We start from the raw sequence: 24599 nt of genomic DNA, 5'->3' as shown, positions 1-24599 counted from the left end.
TGATAAGTTGATACAACAGGCGCCATCATGTAGTTTGCATTAAAGCCAACTAGAATAATGTGACGCAGTGAATAGCACAGTATAACAGTTTAAATCAATTTTGACTAGGGTCTGTTGGCCTTTCAGGATTAAAGTTTGTTCTATCCAAGGGTGGTTTAATCGCGGCGCCAGGTTTGTAACCTAGTGGGCTAAGTCAAAACCGGGCAACAAAGAGTAAACCTCCCTTGGGACGAACCCAAAGGGCAGCGCGTGTTCGGCATTTATGCTGCGTTATCGCCTATTTATGTGGAATAACCACACTACATAGGCTCTGCCTTGTCTAAATACCAAACACACTGCTGTAAACTTAACCTCGAAAGATAAACAGACCCTAACTGTTAGTGGCTTTTAACGCTGTCATTAACAAATGACACTCAAGTCTTTCGTCGCTACTAAGGCCTTGAGTCTTGTCCTTTATTAATAGGGTCTCGAGTCGATAATTTAAACACTGATCTTCAATAAACTTGAAAGTATTTTTAAAAACCGTCTCTAAACGCTCTTCATTTATGTCGTGTTGCCACGTTGCAAGCTTGATTAAGGGCTCGTAATCTTCAGTTCCTCTAAAAAATTCGAGTAGTTGCGCTGTGGTAATGCTTTCTTTTTCTAAAGCTTGCTCTTGTAAGCGTAATAATAGCCCTATACCAGCAATATTCATTTGTGCGAGTTCAGGTAAATATGGCACATTTTTAGCTAAGTTAGGGTGTTGAATTAAAATACCAATCGCTTGACGCATTGGTGTTATTTTAAACTTACGTTCAATCGAATGCTGTTGCTTTGGTGTTTTCAAACGGTTATTTAATTGCTCACGTGTTCTTCCGATTAAACGCCCTAATTGTTCAAGAATGTTTTCTTGATAAAATTCACTTGGGATTTTTTCAATTAATGGAAGTGCTGCACTGAGTAATTTAGCTTTTCCTGAGTCGAGTGTTAAATCAACTTCTTGGCTTAATTTATTAAACAATACCTTGGTAAAGTCATCTGCTTGGCTTAGGCGCAATTCGAATTGCTCCTTACCTTCTTTTTGTACAAGAGAGTCTGGGTCTTCGCCATCGGGTAAAAAAGTAAATTGCAGTGCTTTACCATCATTTAAATAAGGAAGTGCGTTTTCAAGCGCTCTCCAAGCTGCATCACGGCCAGCTCTGTCGCCATCGTAACAACAGATTACTTTATCTGTTGTTCTAAACAGCGTATGCATGTGCTCGCTTGTTGTTGCGGTACCTAGTGATGCAACGGCATATTCAATCCCTTGCTCGGCTAGGGCAACAACATCCATGTAACCTTCCACAACCATTACATGCTCAAGTTTTTTATGGGCTTGCTTTGCTTCATAAAGTCCGTATAGCTCAAAGCCTTTATGAAAAATTCGGGTCTCTGGCGAATTTAAATATTTTGGCCCTTGGTCGGCTTGCATTACACGCCCACCAAATGCAATAACGCGTCCGCGTTTATCGCGAATAGGAAACATTAATCGGTCGCGGAAAAAATCAAATTGTCTGCCTGGTGTTTTTTCTGAAGCTAGCTTTAATTCAACTAATTGCTCTTTTTGTTCTTTATTACGGCCAAGCTGAAGACATAATCCATCCCATTCGCTGGGAGCGTAGCCAATCATAAACTTTTTAACTGTTTCACCACTTAAACCACGGCCTTTTACATATTCAATAACGGCGGCAGAATTACTGTGGTGTTTTAATTGGTGCTGATAAAAGCGCGCAGTATGAAGCATTAAATCGTAATCAGAGCGCTTTTGCGCAGCAGTACGTTCTGGTGCTGAGTTTGTGCCCTGTTCTCGAGGTACTTCTAAGTTAAGCATGCTTGCTATTTCTTCAATAGCATCTACAAACTCAAGCTTTTCATACTCCATTACAAACGAAATAGCATTACCATTAGCACCACAACCAAAGCAATGATAAAACTGTTTGTCTTGCGATACGGTAAATGAGGGCGATTTTTCGTTATGAAATGGGCAGCAAGCTTGATAATCCTTACCTGCTTTTTTTAGACCTACTTTTGAGTCTATCAGGTCGACAATATCGGTTCTGGCAAGTAAATCGTCTATAAAGTTACGTGGGATCTTTCCAGCCATTAGTAAAATACAGTCCTGAAATAATAAGAAGAATAACGAATATGAAATTTACTTTTTTATACTTGCTTGATGCAAAGTATAGCGTGCTTTAACTTACCAAAATGATAGCAAAATAAATAGGGAAGCTATAAAAAATTTCATTTTAAAGTAACCTAGTAGGTGTACTTTTTATCAAAGTTAAAAACAAAGAAACCGAGCGCAAGGCTCGGTTCACTTCAATCATACTTTAATGTATGTGGGAGTATTAGGCAGTTAATCGTTGCTTAATTAAACCAGAGATTTTGCCCATATCGGCACGACCTTCGGCTTTGCTTTTGATTATACCCATTACTTTACCCATGTCTTGCATACCTGCTGCGTTAGTATCAGCAATAGCCGCATCAATGAGAGCAATGATTTCTTCTTCACTCAATTTTTGAGGTAAGAAAGTTTCAAGTGCCACTATTTCATTGGCTTCAATATCAGCTAAATCATCACGCCCAGCATCTTTGTACTGAGTGTAAGAGTCACGACGTTGTTTAACAAGCTTCACTATAACGGAGGTAATACCTGCGTCGTCTAGTTCTATACGCTCGTCAATTTCACGTTGCTTGATTGCAGCAAGTACCATACGAATAGGGTTAAGACGTAATTTGTCTTTAGCTCTCATCGCATCTTTTTGCGCATCTTTTAGCGTTATTAAAAGGCTCATTTATACAAGACCTAATATATTAGTATAATTTAACGCGACGTGCGTTATCACGAGAAAGTTTTTTCATGTGACGTTTTACTGCAGCAGCTTTTTTACGCTTACGCTCAGCTGTTGGTTTTTCATAGTGCTCGCGACGACGAACTTCTGAAAGGATTCCTGCTTTTTCACATGAACGCTTGAAGCGACGAAGTGCTACGTCAAACGGTTCGTTCTCTCTTACTTTAATTACTGGCATTAAAAATTCACCTACCTAAATTATGAGCGTTGCTCAAGTTGATCAAACATTGATCAAGTGGTTCAAAAATGGTGCGGTATTGTAATCCGAAGCAACACCACATGTAAAGGACAATATTAACAGAAACGCATCATGTAAAACAGTATTAATTTGATTGGCGCTGGTAGAGTTTGCAAAACACTTGGCCTGCCTTTTTTTCTTTAATTAACAACCAGTTGCTCGGGTTCTTGAAGGTGGTTAACTCTGTTTCTACTTCAACATAAATTAATGCATCATCGCTTAACCATTGGTTTTTTTCTAATAAATCGCAGGTTGTTTGCGCTAAATCTTTACGAAATGGTGGGTCAACAAATACAAGATTAAACGCTTCGTTTGTGTTTTTTTGCTCTAAAAAGGAGAGTGAATTAGTATGTTTAACGTATGCGTTGTCGAGCTTTAAAGTGCTAATGTTTTGTTCTAATTGCTTGGCAGCTGACGAGTCGAGCTCGATAAATGTGGCGTTTTTAGCAAATCGAGATAGCGCTTCAAATCCTAACCCACCAGAACCTGCAAAACAATCAAGTACATTTGTGTCACGCGTATCTTGCATTAGCCAATTAAATACAGTTTCTTTAATTCGATCGGTAGTAGGTCTTAAGCCTTCTACATTTTTAACAGGGAGTTTTCGGCCTCGAAATTGGCCACTAATCACTCTAATAAAGCCATCACTGGGCTTGTTAGTAGCTTTATTTTGCGTTGTTTTTTTTCTCATTTAGCTCACTAAAAAATGGTATATGGTATCTAGCTCAGATAATATTATGGGTGATTACGTGTAGCTTCATTTTTCAACCGTATTAAAAGTGTTACTATTGAACACTTACGTTTTGAATGGTTGTATTTATTAGCAACTATTGCTGGGCATTGCCAAGCTATTTCAAATTTTAGTTTATCAGATTTTTATAAGTGGTTATTAGCAAGTATGACAAAAAAAAGTAAATTCATGTCGTGGCTCGGTTTTGGCAAGTCAGATAAAAAAGAAGCAGAGCAAAAAGCAGCCGCTGATAAACAACAAGCATTAGCGCAAGAAGAAGCGCAGAAGCTAGAGCAAGAAAAGCTTGCGCAGCAGGCTGAAACTGAACGCTTACAAGCAGAAGCCGAAGCAGAGCGCTTAGAGCAGGAGCGTATTGCTGCTGAACAAATTGAAGCTAAACGTTTAGAGCAAGAAAAGCTAGCACAGGAGCAAGCTGAAGCTGAACGTTTAAAAGCAGAGGCCGAAACAGAGCGCTTAGAGCAGGAGCGTATTGCTGCTGAAAAAATTGAAGCTAAACGTTCAGAGCAAGAAAAGCTAGCACAGGAGCAAGCTGAAGCTGAACGTTTAAAAGCAGAAGCCGAAACAGAGCGCTTAGAGCTGGAGCGTATTGCTTCTGAACAAATTGAAGCAAAACGTTTAGAGCAAGAGCGTGCTGAAAACGCAGAAAAGATTGCCATTGAGCAGGCCAATGCTGAATTACTTGCAAAACAACAAGCTGATGCAGAAGCGCAAAGACAAGAACACGCACAACGTTTAGCCGATCAAGAAACGCAGATGCTGTTAGAGCAAGAGCGATTGGCTGCAGAAAAAATAGAGGCTGAGCGACTAGAGCAAATACGCCTTGAAAAAAAGGATGAAGCTGTAAAGGCTGAAAAGCTTGCAATAGAGCAAGCGAATGCTGAGTTATTAGCAAAAGAACAAGCAGATGCTGAAGCACAAAGACAAGATCAAGCAAAACGTTTAGCAGAACAAGAAGCGCAAATGCGTTTAGAGCAAGAACGCATTGCTGCTGATAAAGCAGAAAGCGAGCGCTTAGAACAAGAACGTATTACTGCTGAGAAAGCTCAGAACGAGCGTTTAGAACAAGAACGTATTGCGGCTGAAAAAACTCAGAGTGAGCGTTTAGAGCAAGAACGCATTACTGCTGAAAAAGTAGAAAATGAGCGTTTAGAGCAAGAGCGCATTGCGGCTGAAAAAGCAGAAAACGAGCGTTTACAACAAGAGCGCATTGCAGCTGAAAAAGCAGAAAATGAACGTTTAGAGCAAGAGCGCATTGCTTTAGAAAAAGCAGAAAACGAACGTTTAGAGCAAGAGCGCATTGCAGCGGAAAAAGCAGAAAACGAGCGTTTAGAGCAAGAGCGCATTACTGCTGAAAAAGCAGAAAATGAGCGTTTAGAGCAAGAACGCATTGCAGAAGAACTTGCAATAGAAGAAGCTAAAAAAGCAGAAAAGCCGAAAAAAGAAGGGTTTTTCTCTCGTCTTAAAAAGGGCTTGTTAAAAACTCGCGTTAATATAGGTTCTGGTTTTGCATCTATTTTTAGTGGTAAAAAAATAGATGACGAATTATTTGAAGATCTTGAAACACAGCTGCTCACCGCCGATTTAGGCGTTGATACCACCATGAAGTTGATTGATAGCTTAACTGATGCTGCAAACCGTAAGCAGTTAAAAGATGGTGATGCGCTTTATGAGTTAATGAAACAAGAAATGGCGGCGATGCTAAAAACGGCTGAACAGCCTTTAGTAATTACCAAAGATAAAAAGCCATTTGTTATTTTAATGGTGGGCGTAAATGGCGTTGGTAAAACAACGACTATTGGTAAGATGGCTAAGCAATTTCAAAGCGAAGGTAAGTCGGTTATGCTGGCTGCTGGCGATACGTTTAGAGCGGCTGCTGTTGAGCAACTTCAGGTTTGGGGTGAACGTAACAGCATTCCTGTTATTGCACAGCATACGGGTGCAGATAGTGCATCGGTTGTTTTTGATGCATTCCAAGCTGCAAAAGCACGTAATATAGATGTGTTAATTGCAGATACAGCGGGTCGCTTGCAAAATAAAGATAACTTAATGCAGGAGCTTGAAAAAATAGCTCGTGTTATGAAAAAAATTGATCCTGATGCGCCGCACGAAGTGATGCTAACCATTGATGCTGGCACAGGTCAAAATGCAATTAGCCAAGTGAACTTATTTAATCAATGCGTTGGCTTAACTGGTATTACGCTTTCAAAACTTGATGGAACTGCAAAGGGTGGTGTTATTTTTGCGGTTGCAGATAAGTTTAATATTCCAATTCGTTACATTGGTGTTGGTGAAGGTATTGATGATTTACGCGCTTTTAAAAGCGATGACTTTATTGATGCGTTATTTAGCCAAGATGAGGACGACGTTTAATTTACCAAAAGAGGGAGCTTGCTCCCTTTTTAATTGCGAGGAATACCAATTTTATTAGTAAACTAATTGAATTGGCATAATAAAAAAATGATAAATTTTCAGCAAGTAAGTAAGACTTATCCTGGAGGGCACCGCGCCCTCGAAAAAGTTAATTTTCATGTTAAACCGGGTGAACTTGCCTTTTTAACCGGCCACAGTGGTGCGGGTAAAAGTACGTTGCTTAAGTTAATTAGCTTAATGGAACGTCCATCGGCAGGCAGTGTATTTATCAACGGTGTTGATTTAAATAAAGTAAACTCGCGTCAAATTCCTTATGCTCGCCGTGATATAGGTATTATTTTTCAAAACCACCGTTTACTAGAGCGCTATACTATTTTTGATAACGTGGCACTGCCTCTTATTATTGAGGGTACTCACCATAAGCAAATAGCTAAACGTGTTCATGGTGCGCTTGATAAAGTAGGCCTGATAGACAAAATAAAATGTCATCCGTCTATGCTCTCTGGAGGCGAGCAGCAACGTGTTGGTATTGCCAGAGCAATCGTAAATTCCCCGCCAATTCTGTTAGCCGATGAGCCTACAGGTAACCTAGACCCTGAGCTTTCAATGGAAATCCTAAAGCTGTTTGAGGACTTTAATAAACACGGCACCACTGTTCTTATAGCGACGCATGACTTAGGTTTGGTTGCACGTATGAAGTACCGCAGTCTAACCTTAAAAGATGGCCGCATGCTTCAAGATCCGCTCGCTGAGGGAGCACTATGAGTTTACTTTTTAAAAGTCGTCAAAATAGTAACGACAAGCAAAAAAAATCAGTATTAGCTGGCAGCTATTTTTTCATTATTAATATTTTTCGCCAAGGTGTTCATAGCTTAGGTGAAATGTGGCGTACGCCGCTTGCATCTATGATGACTATTGCTGTACTTGGTTTGAGCCTAACGTTACCTGCAACACTTTATCTCGTTGTTAAAAACGTACAGCAAGTAAGTAGTGGTTTTGAAGAAGCGAGTGAAATATCGTTGTTTGTAAAAGAAAGTATGAACGAGCAAGAAACGCAAACATTAGTAAAGCGTTTAGCACTTTATCCAGAAGTGGAAAGCGTTGAATTTATATCAAAGCAAAAAGCACTAACAGAATTTAAAGACGTATCTGGCTTTGGGCAAGCTTTAGAGTACTTAGATAAAAACCCATTACCTGATGTGGTACTTGTTACTCCTACAAAACGTCACAGACACCCAAATGCCGCTAAAGTACTGCTAACTAAATTAGAAAGTGAACGTGAAGTTGATTTTGGTAAGCTCGATATAGCGTGGCTAGAGCGTTTAAATGCATTACTAGATTTACTGAAAGAAAGTGTAATAACCATCGCATTATTACTGCTTACCTCAGTGACGCTTATTATTGGTAACACCATCCGTTTGTCGATCATGGATAAAAAAGAAGAAATACAAGTAATGAAGCTAGTCGGCGCAACTAACACCTTTATACATGCCCCATTTTTGTGGACCGGTATTTGGTATGGTGTAATAGGTGGTTTATTCGCCTTTATATGCGTAGGATTAATGATGTGGTGGCTTTCAAGCGCTGTGAGTAGTGTAGCGGGGGTGTATCAAACAAGCTTCTCGTTAATTGGATTATCGCTTAATGAGCTCGGCTTTTTAGTGTTACTTGCAACAAGCTTAGGATTTGTAGGCTCGTACCTTTCTGTAAATCGATATATTAAAGAAATAGAACCCGATAAAGTATAAACAATCCTGCAAACTATAAGTGAACCAACCCAGCTTGATATGCGTATCGTACCGAACTGGGTTGTACCTCCTGTTATTAAAACTGTCATATTTATGTACTATCCTCCCATGAAGTAATGAGTTGTAAATAAGGTGATGCAGCGAGGTTAACCTGCTGCAGCCCCTCAATTCATCACTTATTCAGTCGCTTGTAGTAGACTAAACACATACTAAAAACTGCTTGATTTATACTTTAAAAAAGTTTTAAATTGGGGTTAGCACTCTTAAAGAAAGAGTGCTAAGATAGTTTCAAATGTTTATCACCGAGGTGAAAAATGAGTAAAGATTTATACGCAATGGCACTTACAGTCGGACAACAAAGCGCAAGCATGGACGGTTACCTTCAAGCGGTAAGCACTATTCCTATGCTTAAAGTTGAACAAGAGCAAGAACTTGCTAAAAAGCTTCAGGAAGAAGGTGATCTTAGTGCTGCCAAGCAACTCATTATGTCGCATTTACGCTTTGTAGCACATATTGCTAAAGGCTACTCGGGATACGGCTTACCACAAGCTGACCTTATTCAAGAAGGTAATATAGGCCTGATGAAAGCGGTTAAACGTTTTGACCCTACAGTGGGTGTACGTTTAGTATCGTTTGCAGTGCATTGGATTAAAGCCGAAATTCACGAGTTTGTGCTTAAAAATTGGCGCATAGTTAAAGTTGCAACCACTAAAGCGCAACGTAAATTGTTTTTTAATCTTCGTAAAAACAAAAAGCGTTTAGGTTGGTTTAATCAAGCTGAGGTTAGTACCGTTGCTAGCGAGCTAGGTGTGAGTGAAAAAGAAGTACGTGAAATGGAATCGCGCATGAGCGGCCAAGACATGGGCTTTGACCTAACGGGCGACGATAACGACGACGCACCAACAAGCACGTACTCTCCAGTACAATATTTAACAGATGGCGCAGCTGATTTAGCTGACGACGTTGAACAAGAACAGTGGAAAGAGCAAGCGCATACTCGTTTATTTAGCGCACTTAAAACACTAGACGAACGTTCACAAGATATTGTTAGCGCACGTTGGTTGTCGGATGATAAAGCGACTCTTCAAGAGCTTGCACAAAAGTACAGTGTATCTGCTGAACGTGTTCGCCAGCTTGAAAAAACAGCGATGAAAAAGTTACAAAGCGCTATGAGCTAATATTGCTCAAGCAGCAAATTTAAAAGCCCTGCATGAAAATGCGGGGCTTTTTTGTTTTATGAAGACCAAATAACTAAAAAATAAGGGAAGATTAACCTTAAATACCATCAATTAAATAGATAAAGATAAATATGAAAGCACATGTATTGAGGAAAAATGAGACCCAATACCACTTTGTGTATTTTTCTTCTATTTCATCCTTATCACAGTCTATCTGAAGGTTATCTTTAGTTTTCCCTGCTTGGCAGTGAGAATGAAGGAAATAAAGAGAAATTAAGTAACCAATAAACATTGTAAAGCTAAATGCAGAATATTTGTTATTGCTTTCAACAGTATTTACAAACATCCATATACAATTAAAGCCAGTAACACTTGCAGAAATAATGGCGTTAACGCACATTAGCATAAGAGGGTAGCCTGATCCTTTCCTACAAAAGTATATATAAATGCGTCCAAATACTGATGCAAGTGAACCTTCAAGTAAGAAGAATAAACAAGCAACAAATACCAAGTCGACACTAATTCTAATGGGTATTAAGTTATATCCAAAAATAATAGTAGGAACTGCATAGAAGGTATTTATTATTGCTATGATACTCGCAATTGAGCCCACAAATGAAATAGGTTGATTCCTTGCTTCAGCAATAATTGTTTTTAACAATTGATATCCCTAAATTATGGTTTGAGGTTACAAGCTTTAATAGCTGAGGTGCAGCTAGTGTTTTTATTATGAATAATTATATCATTTAATAGTTTAAATTATATTAACTTAAATACCTCACGACTAAGTCTGGACACTCATCATCTCATCGAGCACTAATCCCTTTACCCTCAGCCTGCGCTAACTGAATGTATTTACGCTCAACCAGCTGCGAAACCGGCACGAGCTCAAAACCTTGCTTAGTTAGCTCGGGTAAGGCATGACGTAAAAATTCGATTGTTTCTGGGTAGGGGTGAGCAATTGCAATAGCAGAATTATGGATGGTGGCTAGTTGTTTTAATTCTTCAAGCCTTAGCTGCAGTTGTTCTGGTGTAGTTATATTATCTAAAAACACTTGGCGACTAATATTGGCAACACCTAAAAAGTTAGCAGCATTTTGTGCTTGGCTTAAATCGGTTGTGCGGCTATCTAAAAAATATAAATGGCGCTTTTTAAGCACTTCCATTGTCCACTTCATAGCTTGGCTTTGCTGCGTAAGTGCTGAGCCCATGTGGTTATTAACGCCTTTAACTTGCGGCAAACTGGCGAGAGCTGTTCCTAAAGTTTGCTGAAGCTGCTCTTTATTCATATTTAAAGTGAGCGCGCCAGGTCCTAGTTCTTTACCACTAAGAGCCTGCATAGGTACATGAAGTAATAGTTCTTTATTTGATTGACTGGCAAGCGTTGCAAAAATTTGCGAATAAGGGGTATGGGGCAAAATTGAATATGACAATTGCCCTGGTAAGGAAAGGAACTCTAAGTCCCGTTGATGATAGCCTATGTCGTCTATCACTATTGCTATTTGCTTAGCGCTAATTGTTGCTGAGCTAAAACAAATAGCTAATATTAGCCATTTTATTATTTTCACGTTTATAGTTTTTATTATCTTTTTAGCTTTATTTATACAGCTTATACAAGCTATTGCATGCTGAGTAATTGTTTTGCTTTAACTAGCTGTAAATCGGCTAAGTTACTCGAGAGTAATTGCGCGTTACTGTTAGCGTGTTCATTTTTTATTATAACGGCTTTATTACTTTGTGAAAGGGTTGTTTGATTAACAGCCACATCGGGGGTTATTCCTATCCCATCAATCGACTTTCCTAGCGGCGTAAAATATTTAGCAGTAGTGAGCTTTAATGCAGTGTTGCCGTCACCTAGCGGAATGAGCGATTGTACAGAACCCTTCCCAAAAGACTGACTGCCAACAACGGTTGCTCGTTTATTATCTTTAAGTGCTGCTGCAAGTATTTCGGCTGCAGAGGCTGAGTTTTCATTTATAAGTACAACAATGGGGGCATTTTTTAGAATGTCTCCACGCTTTGCATAAAATGCTTGGTTGGCATCGTAAAAACGTCCTTTAGTAGTCACTATAGTGCCACTTTGTAAAAATAGGTCTGATACCGCTACTGCGCTTTGTAATGTACCCCCTGGGTTATCACGTAAATCAATTACTAAGCCTTTAAGTGGGTAACCAAAGTGGCTTTGCAGGGCAGCAACTTGCAGAGCAACCTCATGTAATGTGTGGTTAGAGAAGTTATTGATAGCTATATAACCAGTACCAAAATCTAGAAGTTCGCTTGTTACGCTTTCGAGGTTTATTTGGCGGCGTGCTACATGAAACGTGAGTGGGTTTTTATTGTTATCACGACTTATAATTAGGTCTATATTTGAAAATTTACTGTCTCTTATTAGTGTTGCTACTTCATCGATTGTAAGGTTTTGGGCTGCTTGGTTGTTTACACTTACAATAATATCGCCTGGCAAAATACCCGCTGCTTTTGCGGGGGAGTTATTAACCACATTAACAATAGTCATATTCTCGTCGATATTTTTAACCTCAATACCGATACCGGTGTAACGTCCATTTGTGTTATCAAATAATGAGGTTAGTTCGTGCTCATTTAAGTACTTAGAGTAAGAGTCGAGCTTTGAATATAAACGCTCAAACTGTTGGCTATTATATTTAATGTGGTGGCTATTTTGTAAGGTGAGATCTTCAACATAGTAGGCATGAATGTTAAAGAGTATTTCGTCTATTTGTTGTCTTTTAAGATCTTTAATCGAGCTTGCTAGTGCGTTACTAGAAAAAGCGATTAAGGTTAGTAATACAAGCAAATACAGACTTATATAAAAGCCTGTATTTTTTTGATCAATGGTAGTTACTACAGTTTTTTTAGTTGTCATCAGCTGCTCCAGAGCGGTGCAGCGATTTATTTAATTAAATGCGTTTGCACCATTTTACAGGATTTACTGCGCGTCCTTTGTGGCGTATTTCAAAGTATAGACCAGAACTAGCTTGTCCGCCGCTTTGGCCAACTAAAGCAAGGGTTTCGCCTTCGCGTACCATGTCGCCTACATCTCTTAGCAGTGTTTGGGCATGACCATATAGGCTCATAAAACCTTCACCATGGTCTACAACAATTACCCAGCCATAGCCCTTAAGCCAATCGGCGAATACAACTTGACCATTATGTACACTATTAATATTAGTGCCTTCTTTTGCACCAATTAATACGCCTTTCCAATCAATACCACCATGTTTACGTTGACCGAATGTGTGCTCTAACTTGCCTTTGCTCGGCCAATCTAATTTGCCCTTGCTTTTATTTAGGCCGAGTAATTCAATTTTTTGTGTTTTTTCTTTTTCGAGTTCTTCAATTGTTGTTACTAACGTTTGTTGGTTTTCTTTTAAATAATTTATTGAGCTTTTGGTGCTGTTGAGCTGAGCTTGTAAATTTTTAAGATTAGCTTGGCGTTCACTTTGCGCATTAAGCAATGCAGTTTGGCGCCTTTTTTGCTCATCATACAAAAGCTCTAGCTTTTCTTGAGTTTTAACAAGTTCTTCTTGGTTTTGTGCTATTTGTTGTTGAAGGTTTTTTAGATCTTCAATTTGTTCAATACGGGCTTTATTTAAGTAGTTGTAATAACTTAGTGTGCGCTCAAATTTTGCGGTGTCTTCTTGGTTTAACAGCATTTTAGAATAGTCGTCGCCACCCGCCATGTAGGCACTTTTGAGCTGCGCGGCTAAGACTTTTTGAAACTGAGTATGCTTTTTATCGAGCTCATCGGCTTTATTTTGTAGCTCTTTTTGCTGTGTTTTTGTTTCTCTTACTGATTGTTCTGCCATGTTAAGTGCTTTAGCATTTTTAGCTATATCGAGTTCATGGCTTTTGAGGTTTTTTTGTAGTGACGCTATTTTTTTTCTTTGGGCGTTATACTCAGCTTGGCTTTGCTCAAGTGCATTTTGAACTTCTGATAAGTCTTTTTTAGTACGATCTTCATTAGCAACTGCAGATGCAGTCACTAATGAAGTGAGTATTAAACCGCACTTAATTAACCGGTTAATACGTCTATTCATGCGTTATTTCAACATCATGATAGGCGTACCAGTCATTTCGTTTGGCTGCTCCATGCCCATTAAGTGAAGCATGGTAGGGGCTACATCGCTTAATGCTTTACCTTGCATTGGCTCTGCATCGCGACCCACATAAATAAAATGTACCGGTTCGCTAGTGTGAGCTGTATGGGCTTGGCCTGTTTTAAGGTCTGCCATCTGCTCAGCATTACCATGATCAGCTGTTATTAGTGCTTCACCACCAAACTCTTCAAGTGCATCAACAACACGTCCAATACAGCTATCTACCGCTTCACAGGCCTTAACTGCAGCGTCAAACACGCCAGAGTGACCTACCATGTCGCCATTAGGATAGTTACAAATAATAGCATCGTATTTTCCACTTTTAATTGCTGCTACTAACTTGTCGGTTAACATTTCTGAGTTCATTTCAGGTTGTAAGTCGTAAGTTGCTACTTGCGGCGAAGGAATTAGTTCGCGTGTTTCGCCTTCAAATTCGCTTTCGCGCCCGCCACTAAAGAAAAATGTAACGTGTGCGTACTTTTCGGTTTCTGAAATACGAAGCTGTGTTTTGTTATTTTTTTCAAACCACTCACCAAGTACATTTACTAACGGTGTTGAACCAAAGGCAACAGGGGCATCTATATCAGCTGCGTACTCTGTCATCATTACAAATGCGCTAAGTTTTGGTGTTCTTTTTCTTGCGAATCCATCAAAGTCAGGCTCAACAAAAGCGCGAGTAATTTCGCGGGCTCTGTCTGCTCTAAAGTTGGCAAAAATTAGAGTGTCGCCATCGTTAATTTCGGCTGGCTCTGCACCTGTTGGTGTAATAGTTGTAGCAGCTACAAACTCATCGTTTTCGTCGCGCTCGTAGGCTGCATTAAGTGCCTCTACGCCGTTATCAAAATTAAAGTCGCCTTCGGCTAGAGCTATTACATTGTAAGCTTTTTCTACTCGGTTCCAACGGTTGTCTCTGTCCATTGCGTAGTAACGGCCAATAAGTGACGCTAAACGACCACATTTAAGTTCGCTAAACAATGCTTCAATACGTTCGATTGATGCTTTAGCGCTACGTGGAGGTGTGTCGCGGCCATCTAAAAAGCCATGAAAGTAAACTTCTTTAGCGCCACGTTTTGCAGCCAGTTTTATACTAGCAACAATGTGATCTTCGTGACTATGTACGCCACCTGGGCTTAAAAGTCCCATAATATGAACGGCTTTGCCTGCTTTTACTGCTTTATCTATGTTTTCAACTAAGGCTGGTGTTGAATCAAATTCGCCATCGTTAATTGCTTTGGTGATACGAGTAAAATCTTGATAAACAATGCGACCAGCACCTAAGTTCACATGGCCAACTTCTGAGTTACCCATTTGACCATCAGGAAGACCCACATCTAAACCCGAAGCTGATATTAATGTGTGTGGCCGTGTGGCCCATAAATTGTCTAATACCGGTGTGTTAGCTGCAAGAATAGCATTACTTTGCGTATCTTCGCGGTATCCCCAACCGTCTAAAATCATTAATACCAGTGGTTTTTTATGCTCTGTCATAATAGCTCCTGAAAATTAGTATCTGTTGATGGATACTGTGCACCTAAAAGGTTTATTAGCGTGGTTTTAGCATACCGTGTTTTTAAGCTAGGATCAGCATTGAAAACAAGATATTAATTTTTTTCACTTACTTTATATATGGGGGGCTTTATCGTTTTTTAAACGCTTCTAAGTACTCCTAAACTCGCATTTTAGGTTGGTTTGGGTATACTTGCGTGGCTAAAGTACAAAATCCTTAAAACATCACGTTTTAAAACATAATTTCATAGTGGAAGTAGAATGGATCAATATATTGAATTTATTACAAATCATCCCATTTTAAGCCTTGCTTGGGTTGGTATTGTTTTCCTTATTGTTAGTGGCTGGATAAAAAGTAAGTTTTCAGCTGTTCGTCAAATAAATCCTCAGCAGCTTACGTTACTTATAAACCGTGATGACGGCCAAGTAATCGATATACGTGCACAAAAAGAGTTTAATGCAGGACGTATTTCTGGCGCTGAGCACTTAAGCCCAGAGAATGCGAAAAAATCTGACTTTTCAAGCCTTGAAAAGTACAAGACTAAACCCATTATAGTTGTATGTACTACAGGTATGACTGCCCAAGGTACTGCAGCCGCTATGAGTAAAGCTGGTTTTGAACGAGTTTATTTATTAGCAGGTGGCATGGGTGCGTGGCAATCTGCCAGCTTACCAACTACAACAGGTCGCTAATCAGTTTAGCTTGGCCGATAGAGGATTTATTATGAGTAATGTTGTTTTATACACCAAGGCGTATTGTCCATTTTGTCAGCGTGCTCTTTCGCTTTTAAATAGCAAAGGCGTTGAATACACTAATTATGATATTGGTGTACAACCAGAGCTACGTGCTGAAATGATTACTAAAGCTGGTGGCGCAAGCACAGTACCGCAAATATTTATTAATGATGAACATATCGGTGGCTGCGACGACATGATGGCTATTGAAGCGCAAGGTAAACTTGACGCTAAGTTAAACGCTTAATTTAATTATAATAACGAACAAGTTAGGAATAACAATGAACGAAGAAAATCAAAACGTAGCAGCTGCAGAAGCCGGTGCACAATTTACTATTCAACGTATTTACACTAAAGATGTATCGTTTGAAACGCCAAACTCTCCGGCCATTTTTCAAAAAGAATGGACGCCAGAAGTTAAGCTAGACCTAGATACACGCTCTAACAAACTAGACGAAGGTGTATTTGAAGTTGTTTTAGCACTAACTGTAACTGCTTCTCTTGGTGAAGAAACTGCGTTCTTATGTGAAATTCAACAAGCAGGTATTTTTACTATTGCTGAAGTTGAAGAAGTGCAACTTGCGCACATGCTTGGTGCATTTTGTCCTAACGTGTTGTTCCCATATGCACGTGAAGCTGTTTCAAATCTTGTTAACCGTGGTACTTTTCCACAGCTTAACCTTGCGCCAGTTAACTTTGACGCACTGTTTGCACAATACATGCAACAACGTACTGCGCAAGCTGACCAGGTTACAGCAGACGCATAACCTATGAGTACAGCAACTACAGCTGTTACTGTATTAGGGGCGGGGTCTTACGGCACCGCCCTTGCTATTTGTTTAGCCCGAAATGGTCACCACGTGACACTTTGGGGAAGAAATAGCGACGACGTTGCCACGCTTGCAGCTGAGCGGAAAAATCAACGTTACTTACCTGATGCTCCTTTCCCAGACACTCTTACTCTTGAAGCTAACTTACTAAATGCCGTTGCTAGCAGCGCTATTGTACTTGTTGTTGTACCAAGCCATGCTTTTGGCGACACACTTGCGCAAATTAAACCGGCATTGCAAAAGGGTGCTAAAGTTGCGTGGGCAACGAAAGGGCTCGAGCCAAATACTGGGCGCTTGTTGCAAGAAGTGGCTTTGCAAGAATTGGGTGATGATATTCCACTTGCCGTACTTTCGGGCCCTACATTTGCAAAAGAAATGGCGATGGGCTCACCTACAGCTATTTCAGTGTCTTCTACGTCGCCTGAATTTGCTCAGCAGCTAGCTGATTTACTTCATTGTGGCCGCTCATTCCGCGTGTATAACAATGATGATTTTATTGGTATACAGCTCGGTGGTGCGGTTAAGAATGTAATTGCCATTGGTGCCGGTATTTCGGACGGTGTTGGTTTTGGTGCTAATGCGCGTACTGCGCTGATCACTCGAGGTCTTGCTGAATTAACGCGATTAGGCTGTGCTTTGGGCGCAAAACCAGAAACTTTTATGGGAATGGCGGGTCTTGGTGATTTAATACTCACCTGTACCGACAATCAATCTCGTAATCGTCGATTTGGTTTAGCACTAGGTAAAGGCGAAAGTGTAGATGCTGCTATTGAGTCTATTGGCCAAGTAGTTGAAGGCTTTAGAAATACCAAAGAAGTATATTTACTCGCGCAGCGCAGCGGTGTTGAAATGCCGATTACTGAGCAAATTTATAAAGTGCTTTATGAAAATAAAGACATGAAAGAAGCAGCAATGGCGCTATTAGGCCGAGAGCAGCGTTCTGAATAAATTTATACAAAGTATACTAAAACTAAAAAACCGACGTTATGTCGGTTTTTTGTTCTTTGTTGCTTGGTATAAGGTGCTTATTGCGCGTTAGGAAAGCCCAACTGGCGCCACGACTCGTAAACAAACACGGCTACTGCGTTTGATAAGTTCATGCTGCGGCTATTGGCTTGCATAGGAATACGTACACGCTGCTCTTTTGGCAGTGCTTGGATCATATCATCAGGCAGGCCGCGGGTTTCAGGTCCAAAAACTAGGCAATCGCCGGCTTCGTAGCTAGCTTCGTGGTGAAATTGGCTACCTTTGGTTGTACATGCATATATTTTTTTAGGCTTACACTTCTCAAGATAATCTTCAAATGAGGCATGGCGTTGAACATGGCTAAATTCGTGGTAATCAAGGCCAGCACGCTTTACTCGTTTGTCGTCCCATTCAAAACCTAACGGCTCAATTAAATGCAGTGCATAGCCCGTATTTGCGCACAGACGAATAATATTACCTGTATTAGGTGGAATTTCAGGTTGGTATAAAACAATATCCAGCATAGTGAGCCTTTTAAATAATCTGTAGTTTAACGATTTTCAGTATACACGAAACCCTTCAAAAAAATGATATACTCATACTATTGAGTACTCCTAATTATCGGATTAAAACGTGCATAACCGTAGCTACGAATTTTGGGTTAAAACTTCCAGCATTGTTACCATGGTAATGGTTAGTTTAATGATTGGCGCAAAAACATGGGCGTGGCTTGCTTCGGGCTCGGCCTCAATGCTTGGCTCGTTAACGGATTCGTTAATGGATATAACAGCTACCGCGATGAGCTTTTTAGTTTTGGGTTACGCACTGCGTCCAGCAGATGACGATCATCGGTTTGGACACGGTAAAGCCGAAGCACTTGCAGGACTTGGACAAGCTGCGTTTATTGCTGGCTCAGGTTGCCTACTTGCTTTTCATGGTATTGAGCGTTTATTTAATCCTATCCAGTTAAGCCATTCATTATTGGGTGTATGGGTAAGTATTTTTGCTATTGCGTGTACGCTGGTCATTGTATTTGTGCAAAATAAAGTAGTTAAATACACCGATTCAATTGCTATTAAAGCAGACTCAGTACATTACAAAGGCGACTTAATATTAAATGCCGCTGTGCTATTGGCTATTTTGTTAGCTTATTATGGTGTGTTGTATGCCGATCCGGTTTTTGCGATAGGTGTAGCAGGTTATTTGCTTTATAACAGTTGGGATATTGCTCGCGATAGCGCCGATCATTTAATGGATAAAGAGCTGCCAGATGATGAAAAGCAAAGCATATTTGATATAGCCAGAGCCCATGCAGATGTACACGGCGTACATGACATTCGTACTCGTCAAGGCGGAAAAGTTAAGTTTATCCAAATGCACTTAGAGCTTGATGATCATTTAAGTTTAATACGTGCTCATAACGTAGCTGATGAAGTGGAGTCAATGCTTAAAGAACGTTTTGAGTCTGAGGTAGATATACTGATCCACCTCGACCCTTTGTCGGTACTTGCTAAGCCGTCACCGACTCACAAAACTGATACAAACTTTTAAGCAATGGCTGGCGTATTTCATCACGTTCAAAAAACAGTTCGTGTTTAGCGCCTTCAAAGCTTTTAAGTACTGTATTTGCGTGTCTGTTTGCTAATTTATATTGGGCATTGTTATCGACTACTTCGTCGTTTTGCGCACTGGCAATATAAAGTGGGATAGTTACGCTTAAGCTATCCATCGAAGTTATAAATGCAAATGTCGCATTTAGCCAGCCGTAAGTAACACCGCCGAGCTGTAGTAATGGCTCTTCTTTATATGTTTGCCTAAATAGCTCGTAACGCACTGGACTGCTGGTTAATACATTTGTAGCAAACTCATCGGGTATATAATCGGTTTGCCCTAGCGCGTAGTTGTCTTTTTGACCCAAAAGGGTAGCGGTACTGGCTATTAATTTAGCTAAAGGTTTTGGTGTGTTTTTTGTGTAAATATCAAGCATCGGGGCTGATAAAAACGCGCCACTAAAATTGTGTTCAAAATGCGCAAGGTAATCAAAAGCAATAGCGCCGCCCATTGAATGACTCACTAACACTTTTTTGCCCTGCCAATAAGTATCCACAACGTGTTTATTAAATAAGTTTAGATCGGCACTGTAATCGTTAAATTGATTAACGTGGCCTTTATGCTTATTTATTAAGTGGCGATAAGAGCGGCCTTGTCCTTGGTGGTCGACTATGAACACGGCAAAATTATTATTACAAAGCTCCCACAACAATTCTTTATATTTATCTAACCCCTCAAGGCGCCCCGAACTGATAACAATGGCAATTTGAGCTTTTTCAGGTATGGCATAAGCATAAAATAATTGCCCGTTAGGCGTATCTAAATAAGCTTTAATTAGCGTGTTTTTATAAAAGTTATTAATTGTTATTTGATTACTTTTAAGCTCACGCTCACTACTATAAAACATGGTTTACTCTTTTATTAATGGCAAGGTTATATTAGCACACAAGCCACCTAGTTCTTTATTTGATAATACTAAACTGCCGCCATGCGCAGTAATAGCATTTTTAGCAATCGCAAGACCTAAACCCGTGCCACCACTTACGCGATCCCGCGCATCTGACTGTCTAAAAAAGGGCTCGCAAAGCTTGCTCAGTTGATCATCTGGCACACCAGAGCCATCGTCACATATTTCTATATAAATGGCATCAGCATGCTTTAGAGTAATGCTAATTGTATTATTTGCGTATTTAATAGCGTTGCGTAATAGGTTTTCAAGCGCACTGGCAATAAGGCCTTCGTCGCAATTAATGTTTACGTCTACAGCGCCCACTATATTTAGCTGCTTATTATTTTGTTTTGCTTCAAACTGCGCATCGTTAATAACGTGATCTACAATTATTTGTAATGATTGTTTTTGCAGTGAAAGCGCTTGGCTTTTTGCTTCTAAGCGAGAAACTTGCAGCACGTCGGCAATCATTTTATCGAGTTGGTTAGCTTCTTTTTCTATGCGTAATAAATACGATTGGCTAGCGTCGTTAGCTTGCATTTGTGCAAGTCCGGTAGCCATTTTTAAACGTGTAAGAGGCGATCGTAATTCATGTGATATGTCGGCTAATAAGCGTTTTTGTGAACTAATTAAAAGCTCTAACTGATTAGCCATGCTGTTAAAATCTCGCCCTAGTATTCCTAGCTCATCTTTTCGGTTTACAGAAATGTCGGCTCTTGCGCTTAGGTTACCCGCTGATAGTTTAATTGCCGCTTTTTTAAGGCTATTTATAGGGGCTATTAAGTTACGGCTAAATACAAAGCTTAAAATAAGAGAGGCAACAATTGCGATGACTATTTTCATCCAATTAGGCATAAGCTTAAAGCGCATTATTAGCGGTGGTTGATGATTAATATCTATTTCATAAAGATAAAAACTCCCTTCAGGCACGTTTATATTAACAGGGCCGAAGGCTTGATATTTCTCAGTGAAAATAATTTGCGGTGACATATTTTGAGTGAAGTTTAATAAACTTAAGTCGATGCTCTCTGGCACCTCTTTACTACTAAGAGAGTCCTCGCTTTGAGCTGCGCTTAAGTATAAAAGTTTACGCTTTGATAGGCGAGGGTGTACTAATACTTCGCTTAGGCTGCGCTTATGTTTAATAGCAGTGCGCTCAATACTTTTGGCGGTATATATTAGGTTTTTTTTCATTGGGCCATAAAGTGGCTCGTTAGATACCGCATTAATAGCGGTTATATTACTTAAAAATATAAGCGCTGCTACGGTGCCGATTATAGTTAACCAAAACCAAATAAATACTTTAAAAAACAGGTAGTGCCCAGGGTGTTTTAACCAAGCAAAGTAAGTGCTTTTATTCGCCTTGGATAAAGACATAACCCGTACCTCGCATTGTTTTAATTCGCTCACCTGAAATATGCTCGGCTATTTTTTTACGGATATTACTTACATGCATATCGATAGAGCGATCAAAAGAAGCTAAACGCCTGCCTAGTACTTCTTCGCTAATTTGCTCTTTACTAACCACTTCGCCTGCATTTTTACACAATAGCGTGAGTATTTCGTACTCTGTACCAGTAAGAGTCAGTGTAGAGCCGTCGATTGAGGCCTCTCGCGCTGCAAGGTTAACAGTAATACCATTAACGAGTAACTTACTCGTTGTGGCTGCATTTAAGCTATTAATGTGCTCAATACGGCGTGTTATTGCTTTTACGCGGGCTAGTAATTCACGATGATTAAAAGGCTTTGGAATGTAATCATCAGCGCCTAGCTCTAGGCCAAAAATACGGTCAAAGTCTTCACCTTTTGCAGTAAGCATTATTACCGGTGTGAGTTTTGTTTGCCTAAGTTGTTTAAGCACTTCAAAACCATCAAGCGTTGGTAACATTACATCTAGCAATATAAGGGCGTAGTCATTTGCTTGTGCTAGTTTAAGGCCTTGCTCACCGTCGTGTACGCTTTGTATTTCAAACCCTTGGGCAGTTAAATATTCACTTAATAGCTCACAAAGGCCCGTATCGTCATCAATCATTAATAGTTTCATTTACAAACCCTTAGAGTTGTTTATAGCGTTATTTTACCCGCTAAATAGTGCAAAGGTGAATCTTTACACAACCTTTACACTGCTTTGCGTTACTTTGCGTTGAGTTAGGTATAGTTAACTCACTGGCTTAGCAGCCACAACCAACCCAATATTAAGGTAATGATTATGACTAAATTAAACACACTTTCAAAATTAGTACTTATCTGTGGCTTAGCAACAGCAACTCTTGGTGCTGGTAGCGTATTAGCTAAAGGCGACGGGCATAAGCAAGGCCATTCTCAAGCTCGTTTTTTACTTTCTGATCGCGGCGTTGAAAAATTAAACCTAACAGATGAGCAGCAAACTAAGCTAAAGGCTATTTTTGAAGCGCAAAAAACACAAATGAAAGCATTACGTGGCGACAATAAAGAAGCCCGTAAAGCGATGCGTGAAGCGCATAAAGCAAAAATGGATACATTACTTTCGGCGGCAACATTTGACGAAAATGCAGCAAAAGAATTGTTAAACGAACGCCATGAAAAAGGTGAGCTATTCGGTTTAATTAAACTTAAAACTCAGCACCAAGTAATGCAAGTACTTAATGCGGAGCAAAAAGAGAAATTTTCTAAAATGCAAAAGCGTATGGGCAAAAAGAAACAGCGCAAGCAAAAAGACTAATCGTTTAATTATAGGTTAAATACTAAAAAACCAGCGTAATGCTGGTTTTTGTATTTAGGCCATAATGTAGATAAATTACTTAAAAAAGTCATCTTCATTTTTAGCCAGCATAGCTTCAATATCTTCGATCATGTCTTGGCTAAACTCTTCAGCTGAGGTGATTGGCGCAGAAATTTTATTATTTTCAAACGACCATTCACCTAAATCAATTAGCTGACAGCGCTTTGAGCAAAAAGGGCGAAATGGGCTTTGCTCTGACCATTCAACTTTAGTTTTGCAGGTCGGGCAGTTTACAACAGTAGGCATAATTTACTCTCTACAATTTTTCTTTATAGCTCCAAGGACAATAGCTCAGAGCCATATACTTACATATTAGTGACACGGTTTATTTCAGCGAGTGACGTTAAACCATCGGCGGCTTTGCGTAAACCCGATAGGCGTAAATTATTAAATCCCGCTTTAAGAGAAACTTCAGCTATTTCAAGCGAGTTACCACCGCGCATAATAATTTGAGCAATTTCAGGGGTAATTTGCATTACTTCGTAAATACCCACACGCCCTTTATAGCCATCGGTACAGCTATCACATCCTTTAGGCGTATATAACGTCATTTCTTCAATTTGCTTTGTACTGAATCCTTGGCGAGTTAGTTCTTCGCTCGGCAGTTGTTCTGGCGTTTTACACTTAGGGCATAAACGACGCGCTAAACGCTGAGCTATAATTAAGCTGATTGAGCTTGCTACGTTATAAGCGGGTACACCCATATTTAATAAACGGGTGATTGTTTCTGGCGCTGAGTTTGTATGCAATGTTGATAAAACCAAGTGACCTGTTTGCGCTGCTTTTATTGATATTTCTGCAGTCTCAAGGTCACGTATTTCACCTACCATAACTACATCAGGATCTTGACGTAAAAATGCGCGCAGTGCGTTGGCAAAAGTCATATCGGCTTTAATATTAATTTGTACTTGGTTTACACCTTCGAGGTTAATCTCAACCGGATCTTCAGCAGTACTAATATTGCGCTCTGGCTGGTTTAATATATTTAAACCTGTGTATAGCGATACTGTTTTACCAGAACCGGTTGGCCCTGTTACCAATATCATCCCTTGAGGCTGGGCAAGCGCATCCATATATAGTTTTTTCTGCTCAGGCTCGTAACCTAATACATCAATACCTAGCATGGCGCTTGATGAATCAAGGATACGCATTACTATTTTTTCGCCCCATAAGGTAGGCATAGTACTTACACGAAAGTCGATACTTTTACGTTCAGTTATTTTTAGTTTTATACGGCCATCTTGTGGTTTGCGTTTTTCGGCAATATCGAGTCGTGACATAACCTTAATACGCGCAGAAAGTTTGGTAGCTAATGTATTAGGTGGGCTTGCCACTTCATGCAAAATACCATCAATACGAAAGCGAATACGATACTTGTGCTCGTATGGTTCAAAATGTAAATCAGAGGCGCCTTTCTTAATGGCATCCATTAAAATTTTGTTGATGTATACGATGATAGGCGCATCATCTTTATCGTCATCTTGTGGTGCTGTATCTCTTTGGCTTTCTGAGTCTAAATCAGCAAATTCTTGAAATTCGTCATCGGTTAAATTTAGGCTGCCAGTGGCATCTAGTAACTGCTCAATTTTGGCATCGAGTTGAATGTAGTCAACAACAACAATTTCGCATGAGAGACCGGTACTAAATTCAAAGTTTTCGAATGCGCCGTAATCGGTAGGATCTGATGCTGCTATATAAACTTTTCGATCTTTTTGAACAAGCGGTAAAATATGGTGCTTGCGGATTAGCTTTTCTTTTACGAGGTCGGCCGGGATTCTTGTAGGATCAAAGTCTTTTAAATCAAAATAAGGTACGCGAAACAAATCAATACATTGTTCAGCTAAATCTTTACTATCGATTTTTCCACATTTAGAAATAAGCTCAGCTGTTGAGGCAAATTCATTTTGTTTGTTTTTAACCGTGTCGGCATCAATACGGCCGAGGGTTATAAATTTTCTCAATAACGGTGAGTTAATATTCATTGCGCACCTGCTTTATTCCTTCAATAGTAAGCAATTTATCAGAAAA

General features: G+C 39.8%; 25 protein-coding genes. 10 read left to right on the top strand and 15 right to left on the bottom strand.

Features of this window, described 5'->3' with window-relative positions:
* Nucleotides 1-370 precede the first annotated feature (370 nt).
* The 4 genes from dnaG to rsmD form a co-directional block, all read right to left on the bottom strand.
* Entirely contained in the window at nt 371-2122 is a 1752-nt protein-coding gene (gene dnaG, locus I6F54_RS08765; RefSeq protein WP_007586534.1) for a DNA primase, read from the bottom strand.
* Nucleotides 2123-2366: 244 nt separating this feature from the next.
* Nucleotides 2367-2813 (bottom strand): GatB/YqeY domain-containing protein, encoded by a 447-nt coding sequence (locus tag I6F54_RS08760; protein WP_024590610.1) that lies wholly within the window; start codon nt 2811-2813, stop codon nt 2367-2369.
* A gap of 19 nt (nt 2814-2832) precedes the next feature.
* A complete protein-coding gene (gene rpsU, locus I6F54_RS08755; RefSeq protein ID WP_002957797.1) occupies nt 2833-3048 on the bottom strand; it encodes a 30S ribosomal protein S21 in 216 nt (71 codons plus the stop codon).
* 145 nt (nt 3049-3193) lie between these two features.
* Entirely contained in the window at nt 3194-3799 is a 606-nt protein-coding gene (gene rsmD, locus I6F54_RS08750; protein WP_166376409.1) for a 16S rRNA (guanine(966)-N(2))-methyltransferase RsmD, read from the bottom strand.
* 228 nt (nt 3800-4027) lie between these two features.
* Between rsmD and ftsY the strand changes: the two genes are divergently transcribed.
* The 4 genes from ftsY (at nt 4028) to rpoH (ending at nt 9155) form a co-directional block, all read left to right on the top strand.
* Nucleotides 4028-6229 (top strand): signal recognition particle-docking protein FtsY, encoded by a 2202-nt coding sequence (ftsY, locus tag I6F54_RS08745; RefSeq protein WP_442960971.1) that lies wholly within the window; start codon nt 4028-4030, stop codon nt 6227-6229.
* A gap of 87 nt (nt 6230-6316) precedes the next feature.
* Entirely contained in the window at nt 6317-6994 is a 678-nt protein-coding gene (gene ftsE, locus I6F54_RS08740) for a cell division ATP-binding protein FtsE (RefSeq protein WP_007582842.1), read from the top strand.
* A complete protein-coding gene (gene ftsX / locus I6F54_RS08735) occupies nt 6991-7977 on the top strand; it encodes a permease-like cell division protein FtsX (protein ID WP_165727133.1) in 987 nt (328 codons plus the stop codon). Before ftsE ends, ftsX begins: the two co-directional genes overlap by 4 nt.
* A 314-nt stretch (nt 7978-8291) precedes the next feature.
* The gene (rpoH, locus tag I6F54_RS08730; RefSeq protein WP_007582838.1) at nt 8292-9155 is read left to right on the top strand and encodes an RNA polymerase sigma factor RpoH; all 864 of its coding nucleotides are present in this window, start codon (nt 8292-8294) and stop codon (nt 9153-9155) included.
* A gap of 97 nt (nt 9156-9252) precedes the next feature.
* Here rpoH and I6F54_RS08725 read toward each other — a convergent pair whose 3' ends face one another.
* From I6F54_RS08725 to gpmM, 5 genes are all read right to left on the bottom strand, one after another.
* Nucleotides 9253-9816 (bottom strand): hypothetical protein, encoded by a 564-nt coding sequence (locus I6F54_RS08725; protein WP_165741842.1) that lies wholly within the window; start codon nt 9814-9816, stop codon nt 9253-9255.
* Between the two features lie 145 nt (nt 9817-9961).
* Entirely contained in the window at nt 9962-10723 is a 762-nt protein-coding gene (locus tag I6F54_RS08720; RefSeq protein WP_197140918.1) for a divergent polysaccharide deacetylase family protein, read from the bottom strand.
* A gap of 50 nt (nt 10724-10773) precedes the next feature.
* Nucleotides 10774-12039, bottom strand: coding sequence for a S41 family peptidase (locus tag I6F54_RS08715; RefSeq protein WP_165741838.1), 1266 nt, complete (start codon nt 12037-12039; stop codon nt 10774-10776).
* A gap of 34 nt (nt 12040-12073) precedes the next feature.
* On the bottom strand, nt 12074-13213 hold the full coding sequence (locus tag I6F54_RS08710) for a murein hydrolase activator EnvC family protein (RefSeq protein WP_197140915.1): 1140 nt from the start codon (nt 13211-13213) through the stop codon (nt 12074-12076).
* A gap of 3 nt (nt 13214-13216) precedes the next feature.
* A complete protein-coding gene (gpmM, locus tag I6F54_RS08705) occupies nt 13217-14761 on the bottom strand; it encodes a 2,3-bisphosphoglycerate-independent phosphoglycerate mutase (RefSeq protein ID WP_197140912.1) in 1545 nt (514 codons plus the stop codon).
* A gap of 279 nt (nt 14762-15040) precedes the next feature.
* On the opposite strand from gpmM, the gene I6F54_RS08700 reads away from it, so the two are divergent.
* Genes I6F54_RS08700 through gpsA form a run of 4 tightly spaced genes read left to right on the top strand, consistent with a single transcriptional unit; the run spans nt 15041 to nt 17292 of the window.
* Nucleotides 15041-15472 carry a rhodanese-like domain-containing protein gene (locus tag I6F54_RS08700; RefSeq protein ID WP_007376037.1) on the top strand — a complete coding sequence of 144 codons (432 nt, stop codon included), beginning with the start codon at nt 15041-15043 and terminating at the stop codon, nt 15470-15472.
* A 31-nt stretch (nt 15473-15503) separates the two neighbouring features.
* Nucleotides 15504-15761 (top strand): glutaredoxin 3, encoded by a 258-nt coding sequence (gene grxC, locus I6F54_RS08695; protein WP_165740928.1) that lies wholly within the window; start codon nt 15504-15506, stop codon nt 15759-15761.
* Nucleotides 15762-15795: 34 nt separating this feature from the next.
* Nucleotides 15796-16281: a protein-export chaperone SecB gene (gene secB / locus I6F54_RS08690; RefSeq protein WP_166420933.1), complete on the top strand. Its 486-nt coding sequence runs from the start codon at nt 15796-15798 to the stop codon at nt 16279-16281.
* A gap of 3 nt (nt 16282-16284) precedes the next feature.
* The gene (gene gpsA / locus I6F54_RS08685) at nt 16285-17292 is read left to right on the top strand and encodes an NAD(P)H-dependent glycerol-3-phosphate dehydrogenase (protein ID WP_197140909.1); all 1008 of its coding nucleotides are present in this window, start codon (nt 16285-16287) and stop codon (nt 17290-17292) included.
* Nucleotides 17293-17369: 77 nt separating this feature from the next.
* Here gpsA and trmL read toward each other — a convergent pair whose 3' ends face one another.
* A complete protein-coding gene (trmL, locus tag I6F54_RS08680) occupies nt 17370-17834 on the bottom strand; it encodes a tRNA (uridine(34)/cytosine(34)/5-carboxymethylaminomethyluridine(34)-2'-O)-methyltransferase TrmL (RefSeq protein WP_007582820.1) in 465 nt (154 codons plus the stop codon).
* A gap of 160 nt (nt 17835-17994) precedes the next feature.
* Between trmL and I6F54_RS08675 the strand changes: the two genes are divergently transcribed.
* Nucleotides 17995-18861, top strand: coding sequence for a cation diffusion facilitator family transporter (locus I6F54_RS08675; RefSeq protein WP_166376526.1), 867 nt, complete (start codon nt 17995-17997; stop codon nt 18859-18861).
* On the opposite strand, the gene I6F54_RS08670 is transcribed toward I6F54_RS08675, so the two are convergent.
* The 3 genes from I6F54_RS08670 to I6F54_RS08660 are packed head-to-tail and all read right to left on the bottom strand — an operon-like array spanning nt 18821 to nt 21854.
* Entirely contained in the window at nt 18821-19768 is a 948-nt protein-coding gene (locus tag I6F54_RS08670; protein WP_166376415.1) for an alpha/beta fold hydrolase, read from the bottom strand. The two genes, I6F54_RS08675 and I6F54_RS08670, sit on opposite strands and share 41 nt — an antisense overlap.
* A gap of 3 nt (nt 19769-19771) precedes the next feature.
* Nucleotides 19772-21187: an ATP-binding protein gene (locus tag I6F54_RS08665; RefSeq protein WP_024590618.1), complete on the bottom strand. Its 1416-nt coding sequence runs from the start codon at nt 21185-21187 to the stop codon at nt 19772-19774.
* On the bottom strand, nt 21165-21854 hold the full coding sequence (locus I6F54_RS08660) for a response regulator (protein WP_101163286.1): 690 nt from the start codon (nt 21852-21854) through the stop codon (nt 21165-21167). Before I6F54_RS08660 ends, I6F54_RS08665 begins: the two co-directional genes overlap by 23 nt.
* A gap of 165 nt (nt 21855-22019) precedes the next feature.
* Here I6F54_RS08660 and I6F54_RS08655 point away from each other — a divergent pair, with 165 nt between their 5' ends.
* Complete coding sequence (locus I6F54_RS08655) at nt 22020-22511, top strand: periplasmic heavy metal sensor (protein ID WP_197140905.1); 492 nt, start codon at nt 22020-22022, stop codon at nt 22509-22511.
* Nucleotides 22512-22586: 75 nt separating this feature from the next.
* Here the strand turns inward: I6F54_RS08655 and yacG are convergent, their stop codons facing one another.
* Together yacG and pilB are read right to left on the bottom strand one after the other, a co-directional pair.
* Complete coding sequence (yacG, locus tag I6F54_RS08650) at nt 22587-22817, bottom strand: DNA gyrase inhibitor YacG (protein WP_076925028.1); 231 nt, start codon at nt 22815-22817, stop codon at nt 22587-22589.
* A 59-nt stretch (nt 22818-22876) separates the two neighbouring features.
* Complete coding sequence (gene pilB, locus I6F54_RS08645; protein ID WP_197140903.1) at nt 22877-24553, bottom strand: type IV-A pilus assembly ATPase PilB; 1677 nt, start codon at nt 24551-24553, stop codon at nt 22877-22879.
* Between the last annotated feature and the right edge of the window lie 46 nt (nt 24554-24599).

The sequence above is a fragment of the Pseudoalteromonas sp. SWXJZ10B genome (assembly GCF_015864475.1).
Taxonomy (GTDB): Bacteria; Pseudomonadota; Gammaproteobacteria; order Enterobacterales; family Alteromonadaceae; genus Pseudoalteromonas; species Pseudoalteromonas arctica.
This window is presented reverse-complemented; position numbering and strand designations above follow the sequence as displayed.